At 63.9% G+C, this 14,657-nt stretch carries 16 protein-coding genes and 1 pseudogene; 7 read left to right on the forward strand and 10 right to left on the reverse strand.

Going from position 1 to position 14,657, the window contains the following annotated elements; translation table 11 throughout:
* Positions 1-26 precede the first annotated feature (26 nt).
* Positions 27-782, reverse strand: a complete 756-nt coding sequence (locus tag AC5Y4F_RS18940) for a class I SAM-dependent methyltransferase (RefSeq protein WP_499997852.1) — start codon at positions 780-782, stop codon at positions 27-29.
* Positions 783-831: 49 nt separating this feature from the next.
* The gene (locus tag AC5Y4F_RS18945; protein ID WP_499997879.1) at positions 832-1,884 is read right to left on the reverse strand and encodes a methylenetetrahydrofolate reductase; all 1,053 of its coding nucleotides are present in this window, start codon (positions 1,882-1,884) and stop codon (positions 832-834) included.
* 142 nt (positions 1,885-2,026) lie between these two features.
* On the opposite strand from AC5Y4F_RS18945, the gene AC5Y4F_RS18950 reads away from it, so the two are divergent.
* Together AC5Y4F_RS18950 and AC5Y4F_RS18955 are read left to right on the forward strand one after the other, a co-directional pair.
* Positions 2,027-3,385 (forward strand): WS/DGAT/MGAT family O-acyltransferase, encoded by a 1,359-nt coding sequence (locus tag AC5Y4F_RS18950; RefSeq protein WP_499997853.1) that lies wholly within the window; start codon positions 2,027-2,029, stop codon positions 3,383-3,385.
* Between the two features lie 204 nt (positions 3,386-3,589).
* Positions 3,590-4,807 carry a cytochrome P450 gene (locus AC5Y4F_RS18955; protein ID WP_499997854.1) on the forward strand — a complete coding sequence of 406 codons (1,218 nt, stop codon included), beginning with the start codon at positions 3,590-3,592 and terminating at the stop codon, positions 4,805-4,807.
* On the opposite strand, the gene AC5Y4F_RS18960 is transcribed toward AC5Y4F_RS18955, so the two are convergent.
* Complete coding sequence (locus AC5Y4F_RS18960; protein ID WP_067937213.1) at positions 4,796-5,251, reverse strand: ATP-binding protein; 456 nt, start codon at positions 5,249-5,251, stop codon at positions 4,796-4,798. The two genes, AC5Y4F_RS18955 and AC5Y4F_RS18960, sit on opposite strands and share 12 nt — an antisense overlap.
* A gap of 153 nt (positions 5,252-5,404) precedes the next feature.
* Positions 5,405-6,370, reverse strand: a complete 966-nt coding sequence (locus AC5Y4F_RS18965; RefSeq protein WP_499997855.1) for a 2-hydroxyacid dehydrogenase — start codon at positions 6,368-6,370, stop codon at positions 5,405-5,407.
* An 85-nt stretch (positions 6,371-6,455) separates the two neighbouring features.
* Here AC5Y4F_RS18965 and AC5Y4F_RS18970 point away from each other — a divergent pair.
* Positions 6,456-6,557 (forward strand): annotated as a pseudogene (locus AC5Y4F_RS18970) (LLM class F420-dependent oxidoreductase); the annotation flags it as partial.
* 23 nt (positions 6,558-6,580) lie between these two features.
* On the opposite strand, the gene AC5Y4F_RS18975 reads toward AC5Y4F_RS18970, so the two are convergent.
* Both AC5Y4F_RS18975 and AC5Y4F_RS18980 read right to left on the reverse strand, forming a co-directional pair.
* A complete protein-coding gene (locus tag AC5Y4F_RS18975; protein ID WP_067937215.1) occupies positions 6,581-8,131 on the reverse strand; it encodes a SulP family inorganic anion transporter in 1,551 nt (516 codons plus the stop codon).
* Positions 8,132-8,451: 320 nt separating this feature from the next.
* Positions 8,452-8,874: a nitroreductase family deazaflavin-dependent oxidoreductase gene (locus AC5Y4F_RS18980; protein ID WP_067937217.1), complete on the reverse strand. Its 423-nt coding sequence runs from the start codon at positions 8,872-8,874 to the stop codon at positions 8,452-8,454.
* A gap of 255 nt (positions 8,875-9,129) precedes the next feature.
* On the opposite strand from AC5Y4F_RS18980, the gene AC5Y4F_RS18985 reads away from it, so the two are divergent.
* Entirely contained in the window at positions 9,130-9,819 is a 690-nt protein-coding gene (locus AC5Y4F_RS18985; protein ID WP_067937219.1) for a class I SAM-dependent methyltransferase, read from the forward strand.
* 19 nt (positions 9,820-9,838) lie between these two features.
* Here the strand turns inward: AC5Y4F_RS18985 and AC5Y4F_RS18990 are convergent, their stop codons facing one another.
* Positions 9,839-10,390: a PPW family C-terminal domain-containing PPE protein gene (locus AC5Y4F_RS18990; RefSeq protein WP_499997856.1), complete on the reverse strand. Its 552-nt coding sequence runs from the start codon at positions 10,388-10,390 to the stop codon at positions 9,839-9,841.
* 80 nt (positions 10,391-10,470) lie between these two features.
* Here AC5Y4F_RS18990 and AC5Y4F_RS18995 point away from each other — a divergent pair, with 80 nt between their 5' ends.
* A complete protein-coding gene (locus AC5Y4F_RS18995) occupies positions 10,471-10,638 on the forward strand; it encodes a hypothetical protein (protein ID WP_197520623.1) in 168 nt (55 codons plus the stop codon).
* A gap of 36 nt (positions 10,639-10,674) precedes the next feature.
* Here AC5Y4F_RS18995 and AC5Y4F_RS19000 read toward each other — a convergent pair whose 3' ends face one another.
* Positions 10,675-11,061: a hypothetical protein gene (locus AC5Y4F_RS19000; RefSeq protein WP_067937224.1), complete on the reverse strand. Its 387-nt coding sequence runs from the start codon at positions 11,059-11,061 to the stop codon at positions 10,675-10,677.
* Between the two features lie 8 nt (positions 11,062-11,069).
* The gene (locus AC5Y4F_RS19005) at positions 11,070-11,294 is read right to left on the reverse strand and encodes a hypothetical protein (protein ID WP_067937271.1); all 225 of its coding nucleotides are present in this window, start codon (positions 11,292-11,294) and stop codon (positions 11,070-11,072) included.
* Positions 11,295-12,073: 779 nt separating this feature from the next.
* Here AC5Y4F_RS19005 and AC5Y4F_RS19010 point away from each other — a divergent pair.
* Positions 12,074-13,027: an oxygenase MpaB family protein gene (locus tag AC5Y4F_RS19010; RefSeq protein ID WP_499997882.1), complete on the forward strand. Its 954-nt coding sequence runs from the start codon at positions 12,074-12,076 to the stop codon at positions 13,025-13,027.
* A gap of 33 nt (positions 13,028-13,060) precedes the next feature.
* Positions 13,061-13,237, forward strand: coding sequence for a hypothetical protein (locus tag AC5Y4F_RS19015; protein ID WP_499997857.1), 177 nt, complete (start codon positions 13,061-13,063; stop codon positions 13,235-13,237).
* Positions 13,238-13,309: 72 nt separating this feature from the next.
* On the opposite strand, the gene AC5Y4F_RS19020 is transcribed toward AC5Y4F_RS19015, so the two are convergent.
* On the reverse strand, positions 13,310-14,581 hold the full coding sequence (locus AC5Y4F_RS19020; RefSeq protein WP_499997858.1) for a TetR/AcrR family transcriptional regulator: 1,272 nt from the start codon (positions 14,579-14,581) through the stop codon (positions 13,310-13,312).
* Between the last annotated feature and the right edge of the window lie 76 nt (positions 14,582-14,657).

Genomic DNA, 14,657 nt, shown 5'->3' on the forward strand with positions numbered 1-14,657 from the left:
GACACGACGTGTTGCCGCCGCATCATTCAGGCGTGACGTAGCACCAGCAACTCACCGGTCAAGGTTCCATCGCCCAACAGCCGTCCGATCCTGGAACTTTGACGTTCGGCGAGCTGCCAGGCTTCCGTGTGGCCGTGCCGCTCACCGAGAACACTCTCTACGGTATCGACGCGCTCGTTCCACGTGTCGTCGATCGGCGGCAGGGCCGCCGTGCCTAACCACTGCTCGACGTGAAGTGAGGCGCCGGTCAATAGCTCACGCAATTCGCTAGGCGTCGGAAAGTGATTGCCTTCCAAAATGTTTGACGGTATTTCCCGGTGCGCGACGAAAACCAGCAGCCCAATGCGCCCACCCGGCCGCACGACGCGGCCCAACTCTGTGAGCAGCGCCAATTGATCCCGCGTCGTACACAACACGCCCAGCGACCAGGCCGCGTCGAAACTGCCATCCCGCACCGGCAGGGCCGATCCGAGAGCGCACACCACCGGAAAACCGAAAAGCTTCTGCGCCGCGCGACAGGCGCCCGTTTCGGGTTCGACGAGCACGGGCCGCGCCGCGCCGGATCGGGCGGCGTAGGCGGCGGGGCCTCCGACGCCCGCGCCGGAATCCAACAGGGCGGCCCCGGGCGCCAACTCCATCCGCTCGATGAGCCAGTCGAGTGCGGCCGGACTCCCGCTTCCCCGGCACCCGGCAGGAAGGTGATAGTCCGGCCCGAGTTCCGCCGCGACCTGCGCGGTCCATTCGGCTACGGTGTCGAACTCGGCCTCCATTGCGTCCGTCATAGGCGCCGCTCCTCCTCATCGCTACGCTCTGCATCGTCGGCGACGCGCGTCATAGGCGCCGCTCCTCCTCATCGCTACGCTCTGCATCGTCGGCGACGCGCGTCATAGGCGCCTCCGCCCGGATCCGACGACCGACCTCGGCCTTGATCTCCGCGCCAACGCGAGGGCCCGAAGCGGATGCCAGCCCCGAAACGTTGACACCCTCGACGCCCTCGATCGCCAACAACGCTCGAGCCTCGCTCACCGCCGCCGCGATACCGGCGGCCACCGGATCCGCTGCACTCAAAACCCGTTGTGTCACAACGGGGTCGATCTCAAGTCCGGGCAAGTTCTCCAGGACCGCCGCCGAGATGCTGTCGGTGAACACCGCCACCGAGGTGATCACCGGGATTGTCAAGCCGGCCGATCGCGCGGCCGTCATGAAACCGGCGACCATGTCGGGAAAAGGCACATGGTTCAGGATCGCCAGGCTCGCTCCGGCTCGCTGCTTCTCGACCAAGCGAGCCGGTCGGCGGTGCACAGGTGGGGCGGTGGGCGTCTCGGGTACCGCCGCGGCCATGCCGACCGACGCGGCCAGCGACACCAGTCGGGGCCCGTCGAGGTCGAAGGTCTGCGTGACTTCTGGACGCACGTCGTAGCCGCGTCCGTCGCCCGTCACGCACAACACCGTGTCGACATTGATGCTGCGCAATCCCCTCAGTTCCTGCTCGAGGACCACCCGGTTGCGGTCCCGGCACGACAACGTGATCCACGGCGTCACGCCTGCATCGAGCAGCAGCGAGGCCATGAGCGTAGGCGGAAAGTCGGGCTTGTTCTGATGTTCGCCGACGAGGACGGCGTCGCACCCGGGCGCCAGGATGGCCGCGGTGGCCGCAATGTCGTCAGGATCGAACGGGGTGGCACTGAAGTCGGTGAGCACCCGCGGAGCACGCGCGGGACGGGTGGTGGGGCGATCGCCCGACCACGGTACGACGTCGTCGAACACACAAGGACTCGGGCGCATCTCGCATTGTCCGTCCGGGCGCACACCGCCGCACGGTCCGAACTCCATCCGCTTGGGACAACCCGAATCCGCCGGCATTATCACCCCCTGGAGCGTCAGTACCCAAACGAATGCCCGTGCAAGCGCTCTGACGGCCGCGAGTGAACAGACCGGCCATTCGGGATTAGCAATCGCCCCATGTGGCTAATACGAAGGGGGCATGCGCTGGACGAGCGGCACAGCGGAGGGAATGGGAACGACTATGGAACCGATATTACCGACGGACGCGTTGTTCCTCATCGGTGAGTCACGCGAGCATCCGATGCACGTGGGCTCGCTGCAGCTCTTCGAACCCCCGGAGGATGCCGGTCCCCATTTCGTGCGCGATGCGTATCAGGCGATGCTCGAGCGCACGGACCTACAGCCGACGTTCCGCAAGCACCCCGCCTTCTTCGGCGGCATCACGAATGTCGCGTGGTCCTTCGACAAGGACGTCGAACTCGATTACCACTTGCGCCGATCGGCTCTGCCCGAACCCGGACGGGTCCGAGACTTGCTCGAGTTGGCTTCCCGGCTGCACGGCGGGCTGCTCGACCGGCACCGTCCGATGTGGGAGGCACACCTCGTCGAGGGATTGCAGGACGGGCGGTACGCGGTCTACACGAAGTATCACCACTCCCTGATGGATGGCGTCTCGGCGTTACGCCTGATGCAGCGCGCCTTCACGTCCGACCCAAATGACGACGAGGTGCGCGTTCCGTGGAACCTCGGCCCGCGCAAGCGCAGCGGACGCCGGCACCAGCCATCCCTCTTTGACCGGTTCGGCCGCACCGCGGGGTCGGCGCTCGCCTTGGCGCCGTCCACGCTCAAGCTCGCACGTGCGGCGCTGCTCGAACAACAACTGACCCTGCCGTTTCGGGCGCCACGCTCCATGTTCAACGTGCGAATCGGCGGCGCCCGCCGGGTTGCGGCCCAGTCCTACTCGCTGGAGCGCATCAAGGCGATCAAGTCGGCAACCGGTGCGACCATCAACGACATCGTGCTCGCGATGTCCGCCGGAGCCCTGCGCGCCTATCTCATCGACCAGAACGCCCTGCCGGACACACCCCTGACCGCCATGGTGCCCGTCAATCTGCGCAAGGACGACGACGACCGCGGCGGGAACAACGTCGGAACCTTCCTATGCAATCTCGCGACCGACCTCGACGACCCGGCGAAGCGGCTCGAGACGATCAGCGCATCCATCCGCCAAACCAAAGAGGTGTTCTGGGAGCTTCCACCGGTTCAGCAGTTGGCGCTGTCAGCGCTCAACATCGGGGGGCTGTTTTTCGGTCTGATCCCCGGCTACCTGTCCGCGGCCGCACCGCCGTTCAACATCGTCATTTCGAACGTATCGACCGGTAACCGCGACCAATTATATTGGCGCGGAGCGCGATTGGACGGAAATTATCCGCTGTCGATCCCGCTCGACGGCCAGGCGGTCAACATCACCGTAACCAACAATGCAGACAACCTGGACTTCGGCCTCGTTGGTTGTCGCCGCAGCGTCCCGCACCTACAGCGGATGCTCGGTCACCTCGAGGCGGCTCTGAAGGACTTGGAACTCATCGCAGGCATCTGACGATCAGGCATCTGAGATGCGTTGCGTCGCTTGCCGTACCGCGTGCGCGTGTGAGGCCCGCCGACACGCCACCTCGCGGGCCTGAGCGGCCATCGCTTACCCGGCCTCAACGCTGTCTGTCACCAACCGGTTGAAGCTTGTGGGAAATACCACAGCTCATACTGTAAGGTTCACGGTAGTGAGCGCATGCTGGGAGGGTGAGCCGTGCCAAGCACTGTTGATACGCGCAGCCAGCTGCGGCCCGACATTGATCTGACGGACGGCGCCTTCTACGCGGGCGACTCGAGGCCGGTCTATCAGTGGATGCGCGAGAACGAACCGGTCTTTCGGGACCGCAACGGATTGGCGGCCGCGGCGACCTATCAGGCGGTCATCGACGCCGAACGTGCGCCCGAGCTGTTCTCCAACGCCGGCGGGATCCGGCCGGACCAGGACGCGCCGCCGATGATGATCGCGATGGATGACCCCGCGCACCTGCTGCGGCGCAAGCTCGTCAACGCGGGCTTTACCCGCAAGCGCGTCAAGGACCGGGCGCACTCGATCGGCACGCTGTGCGATGCGCTGATCGACAACGTCTGCGAGCGAGGGGAGTGCGACTTCGTTTGGGACCTCGCCGCTCCGCTTCCCATGGCGGTGATCGGCGACATGCTCGGGGTGCTCCCGGAGGAACGTCAAATGTTCCTTCGCTGGTCTGACGACATGGTGACCCTGCTCAGCAGCACGACCGCGCAGGAGGACTTCCAGGTCTCGGTGGACGCCTTCGCCGCATACACCGAGTACATGACGGGCATGATCGCCGCGCGCAAGGCGGATCCGACCGATGACCTGGTCAGCGTGCTGGTGCACGCGGAGGTCGACGGCGAGAAGCTGGCCGAGCACGAGATCGTCACCGAAGTTTTGTTGCTCCTGATCGGCGGCGATGAGACCACCCGGCACACGCTGTCCGGCGGAACCGCGCAGCTTCTGCGGCACCCACAGCAGCACCGGCAGCTGGTTAACGACCTGACGCTGCTACCCAACGCAATCGAGGAAATGCTGCGATGGACCGCCCCGGTCAAGAACATGGCCCGCACCATGACCGCCGAACTGGACTTTCACGGTGCGCAGCTCAAGCGGGGCGAGAAGATAATCCTGCTGTTCGAATCGGCGAACTTCGACGAGGCGGTCTTCGGCGATCCGGACAGCTTCCGCATCGACCGCTACCCCAACAATCACCTGGCGTTCGGTTTCGGAACCCACTTCTGTCTGGGCAACCAGCTGGCGCGCTTGGAGTTGTCGACGATGCTGGATCGGTTGCTGAGGCGCCTGCCCGATATGCAGCTGGCCTCCGAGGAACCGCTGCCGCTGCGTCCGGCCAACTTCGTCAGCGGTCTGGAAAGGATGCCGGTCAAGTTCACGCCATCGGCGCGGTCAGGCGTCTGATCCGGGCTGGGCCGGGCTCCAATCTTGTTGGCGAGCGCCAGCCTCCACGTCGGTCGCGTAATCCAGGTAGACGCTGGTGCCATTGGGACGGGCATGGATGGTGCAGTGATTGGCGACGCCGTGCATCAGCATGATGCCGCGCGACGCGTAAGGGTCGCTGGAGTGCCTGGATGACGGCTTCCGCCAGCTCCCGCGATCACTGACACAGACCCGAATCGACTCGGCTTCGGGATCGAAGCTGGCCTGAAGTCTCATGGCACCGACCTGGCTATGCGAGCGATAGGCGTGCTCAACACAGTTTGCCAGCGCCTCGTTGACGCCCAGAACCACGTCCTCACGGATTTCGTCCGGTGCGCGCACCTCTTGCTGCAACCACCGTTGCAGCACACGACGCCACTCCGCTGCCGTATCGGGGCGAGCTGTGCCGGCAAGCGTCAGCCGCATTGGCATGGCAATCTCCGGCGGTAGTGGACTCATGAAGGTCGCATACCCAGATGCGCTCGGAGCAATAACCTTCTGCCAGTATCGCTTCGGCCACAGACCGATACCCGTACAGAATCACCAGGTCATGGCCGCGGACCGCGTCGTTAGCAAGTTCTAATGGCGCGGCGGTAAGACAGGTGTGACCAATTCGCCGCTGTCGAGGTAGCTGTCGAGGTTGCGGATGGCCAGCAGTGCCATGGCCCGCCGGGTCCGCGCGGTGGCGCTGCCGACATGCGGGAGAAGCACCACATTGTCCAACTCGAGCAATTCCGCGGGCACCTGCGGCTCTTCGGCGAAGACGTCCAGCCCCGCACCGGCCAGTTGCCCGGCGACCAGCAACTCCACCAGCGCGTCCTCGTCGACGACGCTGCCCCGCGCGATGTTGATCAGGTAACCCTCGGGGCCCAAGGCTCGCAGCACAGCGCGGTCGACCAGCTTGCGGGTGTGGCGATCACCCGTCGTGGCGATGACCAGCACGTCTACCGATTCGGCGAGTTCCACGGGGGACTCGGCAAAGCGGAATGGCGATCCCTCGACGCGGCGGCGGTTGTGATAGGCGATGGCGCAGTCGAATCCGAGGAGCCTGGTCGCGATAGCCGAACCGATCCGGCCCATGCCCAGAATTCCGACCTGCAGCCCGCTGACATCTCTGGCATAGGGAAATGGGCCTTCACGGGCCCACCGGCTGGCGCGCACGTACCGATCGGCGGCACCGAAACGGCGCAGCGTCATCAAGATCAGACCCACTGCCGTGTCGGCGACTGTGTCCGACAACACATCGGGAGTGTTGCTCACGCCGATGCCGCGCCGCCTCGCCGCACCCAAATCGATCAGATCCACCCCGGCGCCGTTGTTGACGATCACCTCCAGATTGGGCAGTGCCGCAATAGTGGCGGCATCGACACCGGGTGATCCCGACGTCACCAGCACCCGCACCTCGGCGCCATGCTCGGAAAGGAACTGCGTTCGCGCTGTTCCGTCGGGGAGCTTCGGAATCGCGTAGCGCGCGGCCAACTCGTGTTCGAATGTCGGCTCCATCTCGCCGACCCGTAGCACCCCACTGACCTTCTTTACCGTCACGACTACATCATGCTTCACACCGATTACCGATTCGCTCAGCCCGCAATGGAAAATCCCGCTGACGACCGTGGTCGATCAGGGCGGAGCCGGCGCCAGCCACCTGTCGGTGAACACCATGAAGGCCGGCTTCGCGAGTGTCGATGAACACCTCGCCGCCTTGCAGGAGGTTGCCACCGACTTGACCTAGCGGCGCCGACACGATAGTCGGTCTTATTTGCCCCCGGACGCGGACAACTCCTCGACCAGGCTCAGGTGCACGTTGCGGCGGTTGGTTTTCGGCGACTTCCTCTTGGGGCCAACCGATTCCATAAGGCCACTGGTGGCCAGGGTGTCAGAGTCGCTCGTGTCGACCGTGTCACGAACGTGGACCTGACCGCCGGTAGCGCAGTGCCGTCGTTGCCAGTCGCTGATCGCCTGGTGTGCTGCATGATCGAGATAATTCGTGAGCAGGTGGATGGTGACCGAAGTACGTTCGGGGACGGAGGCCAAGACGCCGGTCAGCCGTGGCAGCGCCAGGAAGGTGCACGCACCTTCGACAACGACGTGCCATCCGTCACCAACGGGTTTGGCATCGATCCTGGCTCGCACCACCCGCCATCCGGTCATGGCGACGGCCAGGGCTAGTCCGATCATGACGCCATGCAGCAGATTAAGGAAGACGACACTGAGAACGGTCACCAGGTAAACAACGAGATCGCCATTCCGCAAAGCGGTTTCGACATGTGCGGGCTTCAGCAGTTCGATGCCGATCACGATGAGAAGGCCGGCGAGGGCCGCCGTGGGGATCTTTTCGACGAGTCCCGCAAACGGTACGGCGAACAGCAATATCCAAATGCCATGCAGGATCGTCGAGGCGCGGGTTTTTGCGCCGGCACTCACGTTGGCCGCGCTGCGCACAATTACGCCCGCGATGGGAAGCCCACCGACGGCGCCTGACGCGATATTCGCCGCGCCCTGGCCAATCAGCTCGCGATTGAAGTCTGTTCGTGGCCCGGTGTGCATCCGGTCGATCGATACCGCCGTCAGTAGGCTCTGCACGCTCGTGATCAGGGTGACGGTGATGACTGCGACGGCGACTGCTCCCCAGTTCCCGTGCGGCAGCGATGGCAGGCGCAGCGCCTCGAGGACAGAGCCGTCCAGGACTATTCGGGATACGTTGAACGGGAAGATTATCGAGATAGCGGTGACCACGACGATCGCAACCAACGGTCCGGGAATCTTGGAAACCCGGGCCGGAACCCAGCGCCAGGCAACGAGAATAGCGATCACCAATAGGCCCAGGACGAGTCCCGGCCGGTGAGCACCGAGAATCTGTGCGGGCAGACCGATGACGTTGCTCCAAGCCGAGCTCTTCGAGGCACCACCGAGCAATACGTGCACTTGCTGCAGGGCGATTGTAATCCCGATGCCGGCCAGCATGGCGTGCACCACCACCGGCGAGATCGCCAGAGCTGCCCGGGCAATCCGGCTGAGCCCCAACATGACTTGCAGGACACCGGCGATCACTGTGATGAAACACGTTATTGCCCAACCAAACTGGGCCACCAGATCGGCGACAATGACGGTAAGTCCTGCGGCCGGTCCGCTCACCTGCAGCGGTGAACCGCCGATCCATCCACCGACCACGCCCCCAACGATCGCCGCGATCAAACCGGCGAGAACCGGTGCATCCGAGGCAATCGCGATGCCCAGCGACAACGGAAGCGCCACCAGGAAGACCACCAACGAGGCCGGCAGGTCATACGGGAGCGTCTCGCGCATCCGGCCGATGCGGGACGGGACTGCGTCCTCCGCACCCTGGCCAACTGGCTGTTCGACGTGTTGCACCGGCCCCCCCTGAATTGGTCTTTAGCGGCGAGCTTTAGATATCCACCCGGTCACGGCAGGTAAAAATTGTGTAAAGCCGTGCAGCACAGGCGGTTAGAAATACCACGAACGTCATTGTTCGGCGGACATGCCTGGCCTATGCGTTCGAAGGTATGCGGGGCGCGTACCAGGGTCAACCTGACGGGCCGAGCGCATATTGAATGCAAATCTTTGTGATGTCCATCGCAGGCGACGGTGCATGAGATGGAAAGTGGTTACTCCAGAACGAAAACCGGAATCGCGCGCGTGGTCTTCGTCTTGTATTCCGCGTAAGGCGGAAAGGCTGCAACGGCCCGCTCCCACCAATCGTCCCGCTCGGCACCGTCGAGCTCGCGGGCGGTCAGTGTGACAACCTTGTCGCCATCTTGCAGCGTCACCATCGGATTCGCCTTGAGGTTGAAGTACCAGACCGGATGTTCCGGAGCGCCACCGTGCGACGCGACTACGGCGTAGCGGCCATCCTTCTCAACCCGCATCAACGGTACGTAGCGCTGTTTGCCGGACTTCGCCCCGGTGATCGTGAGCAGCACAATCGGCCGGTCGAACACCTCGACTCCGTCGGTCGTTCCTTGACTCAAGATCTGTTCGGTCTGGTCGCGCACCCAACCCCTGGGGCTCAGTTCGATTTCGTCAGCCATACCTACAGCGAACACCCGCGCACCGCTGCTGCATTCCCCGGGTCTCGCCTACACCGGCCGACACCGCTCGAGCCAATGACCGCTGCGAGCAGGAGCACCGCTGCAGGTTTTCGCACAGGTCGCGATCGGGTAGCCCGCGCGGTCGCGGGTTGTCAGCGCTCGCCTTGCAGGACCCAGCCTTCATGCGCAGCGCTGGCGGCCGCCCAGCATATCAGCCTTATTGACATATATCAGTGCAGTTGATATAAACGCATCATGACGCAACCAACTCAAGAGATGTTCGAAGCCGCCTACCGGGGTGAGGCCCCCGAGATGGGCGAGGGCAATCGACCGCCGTGGAGCATCGGTGAGCCGCAGCCAGAGATCGCGGCCCTCATCGACGAAGGCAAGTTCCATGGCGATGTGCTCGATGCGGGTTGCGGCGAGGCGGCGGTGTCGCTTTACCTCGCCGAGCGCGGTTTCACCACGGTGGGTCTCGACCAGTCGCCCACCGCCATCGCGCTGGCAACCGAGAAAGCCGCTCGACGAGGCCTGACCAGCGCCACCTTTGACGTCGCGGATATCAGCGCCTTCACCGGCTACGACGGCCGTTTCGGAACCGTCGTCGACAGCACCCTTTTCCACTCGATGCCCGTTGAATTGCGCGAGGGATATCAGCAGTCGATCGTGCGGGCAGCCGCTCCAGAAGCCTCGTACTTCGTGCTCGTCTTCGACCGCGCGGCGATGCCACCCGATGGCCCCATCAATGCGGTCACGGAAGATGAGCTGCGCGATGTGGTCTCGAAATACTGGGTGATTGACGAGATCCGGCCAGCCCGCATCCACGCCAACGTGCCCGAGGGCTTCCTGGCGGGCTTTGAGGCCTTCGCCGGCGCCGACATCCGCGACGAGGACAACGGTCGCAAGTCCGTGGGCGCCTGGCTACTGTCCGCGCACCTCGGCTGACGGCGCCGAAGCGCGCGGCCTACGACCCCTCCCAGCTCTCCGGCACCATTGGCATGCAGGTGCGGTCACCGGATTCCTTGCCGATCAGCGTGATCAGGCCTGCCACGCGCGCAACAGGCTTGGGTAACGTACCGGTGAAGCCCTGTATCGAGGCCCTGGAGTCCGAGGGCCGATATCGATCCGGCAATGCCGATGCAAGCGCGGCATCCTCGTCGGCCTCGATGAATTCGTAGCGGTAACCGGGGTCGACGATCGACCGCGGACGCTTACGTGAGCGTCCCTGCGCATGCTCCGCAGACGTCAGGCTCGCCGCCGATGCGGCGGTCTGCCCGGTGGGTACCGCGCTTCTGGCCCCTGTCTGCGCTTTCGATTCCATGTTGAGGCCGACGCCGCCAACCATGTAGCCGAAGCCCTCGGCCCCGGTCACCAGGGCCGGGGATGGGGGCGGGAACGCCGGGCCGTATTGCTGCTCGAGTCGCCAGACGATGGAAGCAGAGGGTGGCGGACGGTGCCGCGCGCGCTGGTCAAGCGGTATTGATTTCCGCGGCGCCGTGAGCAGCGCAATCGACATCGCGGGACCGGACCGCGTTTCGCCGCCCCTTATTCGGGAGATCCTGGAACAGGCAGTGCAGGCGTTCAGAGGAGATCTCGGTGGATCAACAGGTCAACTTCGACCCGCCCGCGGCACCTGAGGATGCACGCGAGGCGACCGAAGAACAGCGCAAGTTGCAGGAGCAACTCGAACACCAGGACGAGGACCCGGCCGGGCCGGGATTGCACCAGTCTCGGCACGACTTACCGGACGAGAGCACGCGGTAAGCGATTCCCTTTGCTGTTAGACGGTGGAAATTGCTCTCAATACGGTTTTCCGTCTTGCCGAGATGCCACTTGCCCACGTCGTGGTGGTTGCGCCCCACGCCCTGATGGCGTCGATCGCCGGTGGTCGTGGGCGACTGCCACCGCCGCCTGCCACGTGAGCGTCATGCCGCCCAGGACCGCCATCGGAATCGCCCACAACCGTCGGACCATCAACGCGCTATTGCATTGGTCGACGTATTTGTTGCTCGCCGTGCCGACCGCGCTTGAGGCTTGGATGAGTTCGGCCACAAAGCCGTTGCCGCACTTGACTTGCCAACCAAACTGATCAAAGGCGTCGATGAACACCGGGAAGCACAGTGCCAAGAGCCCGCCGGCGAGGAGTAATACGGCGGCGGAGACGATCAGCGGCCCACGGTTGGCCATGCGAGCCCCTAAGTCATGCACACGTTGGCGAAAAGCAGCACCGGCCACGACACGATCGAGCCGAGGAACGACACCACCAGATCGGCGCCGTGCACGTCGTGCAGGTGCTGGGTATGGGTGCTCGACCAGATCACGCCGACGATCACGTACGGCGTCCCCAGCAATATCGCCAGCCCCAGCAGTTCAGCGATGGTCAATTGATACTCCAGGAGGGTGCGAATCCTGCTGAGCATGGGCATGCCTTTCGCGCGGGCTGCCGAGTTTGAAGGCGGCTCACCAAGCAATCAGGACCCACCGCGTCTCGGCGTGCGGACTAGACGCCATATATGTTAATGATCGCTCGGATCATTCGGTAGTGCCGCGGCCCGATCAACCGCGTCACGAATTGCCTTTTATACCCCATAACATGGGGTCATATAAGCGGTTCGACATATATTACCAGCAGCCTTTGGAACGGTGTTGAGCGAAAAAGTGCAGCAGCGTTCGACGCAGTTGCACGCGCACTATTCAGCATCGGGTTCTTGTGGGTGGTGCCGCTGTCGTCTACTCGGTCTCGATTCGTCTTTCGGTGTCACGCGTGTCCGTTCGCCGGTCCCGGGTCGCTGCGCACTCATGAGCCGGCGACGGACGCAGGTAATTGAGTGCCAGGACGGTAATTTCATCGCGGCTGATCGACGGAATCGAGGAGCGCCCCAGACCTCCTGAGCGGCGTCAAGGATGCGCTCGACCGTCGCGCGCGATCGATCTAGTCGTGGGATCCGGCGCCGCTCCGGTGAGGACGAGTCCCCCATCAAAACGCGAATTGAATGTGAGTTATTACTCGTGTCACCATCAGATCATGGTGGCACAGATGGCCCGCGCCTTACAGCGCGCATCAGCTGCTACCGCCGCCGGCGTGAAATCCCCTGGGCAGGAACGGCCGTGATAGATGAATCATTAGAGCGGCCAAATATGCAGTGGGTGCGACATCGACTCCGGCACAGTAATCGACGTCGAGAGGAAAGTGGGCGCCATGACCGACGAATTAGCGCGGCCCACTGACGACCGCCTCGACCTAGGACCCGATTCACTGCTGTGGCGATGGGCCGGCGATATGCGCATAGCTTTCGAAGGTGGGACCGCAGGACTGCTACAGACCATGCATCCCGCCATCGGTCAGGGCCTGATCGACCACTCTGATTTCTTCAACGACCCCGTCGACCGCGTCTTCCGTTCCCTGCCCGGAATCCTGGGCACCGTCTACAACGGTCCGCAAGCTGGCGCGACGGGAATACAAGTTCGCGATTTTCATCGCGAGATAAAGGGGGCACTCTCGGACGGCCAGCGCTACCACGCATTGAATCCAGAAACGTTCTGGTGGGCGCACGCAACATTTCAGCGCATGGTCGATCGCATTGCTGAATATTGGCAACGCCGACCACTTAGTGCACGCGACAGTGAACGCCTCTACGCCGAAGGATGCGAGTGGTATCGCCGCTACGGGGTCGCCGAGAGCGTGCTGCCGCCTGATCGCGCTGCGTTCGAGCGCGAAGTTGATCGCTACTGTCGAGAAGTGCTGCGCCCCAACCCGGCATCGGATTACCTCATCGACTACATCAAGCGTTCAGCCATTCCCGATATGAGTGCCTCCCCCGACTACCCGGCTCATCCCCGACTGCGTCCTATAGCTGACATCCTGCTGCCGACATTGCCTGTGCGGGCTGCCTTGGCGCCGCCGATGCGCCTCGTTATCTTCGGCGGGCTGCCACCAGTCGTGCGCCGGCAATTCGCTATCAGGTGGACCAATCGGCATGAGCGTTCCTACCGCATGATCCGGACCACCATCGCACGGGCGTGGCCGTTGATGCCGGCACAACTGGCCTGGCACCCGACCGCACGCAAAGGATGGCTCGCCGCAACCGGTTCCGTACCTAACCCCTCCACCGTCAATGCGAATCCTTCTAACCGAAGTCACGTCGCGAAATGAAAAACTGCACTTCGCCGCCGTTGCAGGACGCGGGTGGCCAAGGCACATATCAACATCGGATTCCGCCGACTGCTCGATCGCACGCCCGGCGCCGCTAGACGAGAAAGTGACACCGCGTTGTGGGGCCGGATGCTGAAGATGAACCGGCCGCTAGCGACGGCCAGCCTCGGCGGCGGATGCCCTGTTCCGGCTGCCAAGCAGCGCAGCTGATGAGTTCCGGCGTGCCGTATCGCACGAGAACACTTGAACAGCAGATACTTTCGTGGGCCCCACCGCGAACCTCTATTGAGGGCGGCGTCGGCGCCCCCCGCCGCGCGCCGCATGGCGGGATGCTGCGGCCGGTCGTCCCAGCACCGTCACCTCCATCAGGCGCCGTACCGTGAGGCCGGCCGTCGCACCCGAGTCAGGGTAAACGAGGTGCCCGACATCCACCGCAAGCGCGAACGCGGCGTGGACGGCGTAGCGGGCCCGGCCCAGGGTGAGTTCCGGGCCGGCCGCAACTGCGAGGCTGGCCCAGGACTCGACAGTGGAGCGTTGAATGTTGTAGAGCAGCACCGCGTCCGTGTCGGGCAAATTGTGCCGTTCGGTGTAGTACACGCAGGCCAGTTCGGGATTGGCGAACGACCGGGTGACGTAGGCCTCGATGAGTTGCGCAAGGGCTTGCTCCGGGTCTGCGTTGGTGGCCAAAATGCTGGAGAGATCAGCAGAAAGTTGGTCCGCGGCGCGCCGGTAGTAGACCGCCAAAATCGCGGCCTTACTCGGGAAGTACTGGTAGATGCTGGCAACCGGTATACCCACGGCCGCCGCGATGTCTTCCATCCCGGTTTCGCGAAAGCCGCGCTCGTTGAACAGGCGCATCGATTCGTGGAGAAGAAGTTCATAACTTCCAGCGGCGCTGGTCAGCGTCACCGGACGCGGCTGGTCGGGTTCGCGGCCACGTTGGCCTGGCAGCTCGGCGTGCAACACGGAGGTTGCGATGTCGGTCAGCGCCGCGCGGATCTCGGCGTTACCCAACCGGGACCGATGATCGGTGATACTGCCAATGACGCTCAGCGTCGCAGCCGACAGAACCCAGCGTTGCCGCGACGTGAGTTTCGGTCGAAGCCTCATGAGCGGACGCTGTAGCCGCCGGTTGATCAGTTTGATTTGGTCAGCCAGAGCGCGCTGATCGTCGCCACGTAGGTAGCGGCCCTCCCAGCGATATAGCCCACCGGCTGTCCTGTTGACGATCGTGCTGTCGATCAGCGCGCTGGTCAGTGCGCTTAACGTCTTCTCGGGATCGGCATCGTCCGGCAAATCGTCGGCGAACGCCGTGGCGTCGACCAGTCGCTGGCCCAGGGCCAAGATGACGTCGCGGAACAGGTCGTATTTGCCCTGCGAGTGGCGGTACAACGCGGCCGCGGAGATGCCGACGCGGGCAGCGATGTTCTCCATGCTGACCGCGTGATAGCCCAACTCGCTGAATGCATCGGTCGCGGCGCGTGCGATCTGGATTTTGCGGTCCTTCGGGCGCCGCTTTACCTGATCTGCGGACGAGCTGCCAGCCGACGGCATACAGATCACCGTAGCCGCAGCGGCGGCCGCCCGGGCGATCGGTAGACGACCGGAATTGCCGAGCCGGGCGCCGCGA

The organism is Mycobacterium sp. NGS56 (assembly GCF_059812425.1).

Excerpts from the sequence above, each read along its gene's own strand:
- AC5Y4F_RS18940 (WP_499997852.1), bottom strand. The coding sequence starts at position 782 with ATGACGGACGCAATGGAGGCCGAGTTCGACACCGTAGCCGAATGGACC.
- AC5Y4F_RS18950 (WP_499997853.1), top strand. The coding sequence starts at position 2,027 with ATGGAACCGATATTACCGACGGACGCGTTGTTCCTCATCGGTGAGTCA.
- AC5Y4F_RS18960 (WP_067937213.1), bottom strand. The coding sequence starts at position 5,251 with ATGCGGCTGACGCTTGCCGGCACAGCTCGCCCCGATACGGCAGCGGAG.
- AC5Y4F_RS18975 (WP_067937215.1), bottom strand. The coding sequence starts at position 8,131 with ATGCGCGAGACGCTCCCGTATGACCTGCCGGCCTCGTTGGTGGTCTTC.
- AC5Y4F_RS18980 (WP_067937217.1), bottom strand. The coding sequence starts at position 8,874 with ATGGCTGACGAAATCGAACTGAGCCCCAGGGGTTGGGTGCGCGACCAG.
- AC5Y4F_RS18985 (WP_067937219.1), top strand. The coding sequence starts at position 9,130 with ATGACGCAACCAACTCAAGAGATGTTCGAAGCCGCCTACCGGGGTGAG.
- AC5Y4F_RS18990 (WP_499997856.1), bottom strand. The coding sequence starts at position 10,390 with ATGTCGATTGCGCTGCTCACGGCGCCGCGGAAATCAATACCGCTTGAC.
- AC5Y4F_RS19000 (WP_067937224.1), bottom strand. The coding sequence starts at position 11,061 with ATGGCCAACCGTGGGCCGCTGATCGTCTCCGCCGCCGTATTACTCCTC.
- AC5Y4F_RS19005 (WP_067937271.1), bottom strand. The coding sequence starts at position 11,294 with ATGCTCAGCAGGATTCGCACCCTCCTGGAGTATCAATTGACCATCGCT.
- AC5Y4F_RS19010 (WP_499997882.1), top strand. The coding sequence starts at position 12,074 with ATGACCGACGAATTAGCGCGGCCCACTGACGACCGCCTCGACCTAGGA.
- AC5Y4F_RS19020 (WP_499997858.1), bottom strand. The coding sequence starts at position 14,581 with ATGCCGTCGGCTGGCAGCTCGTCCGCAGATCAGGTAAAGCGGCGCCCG.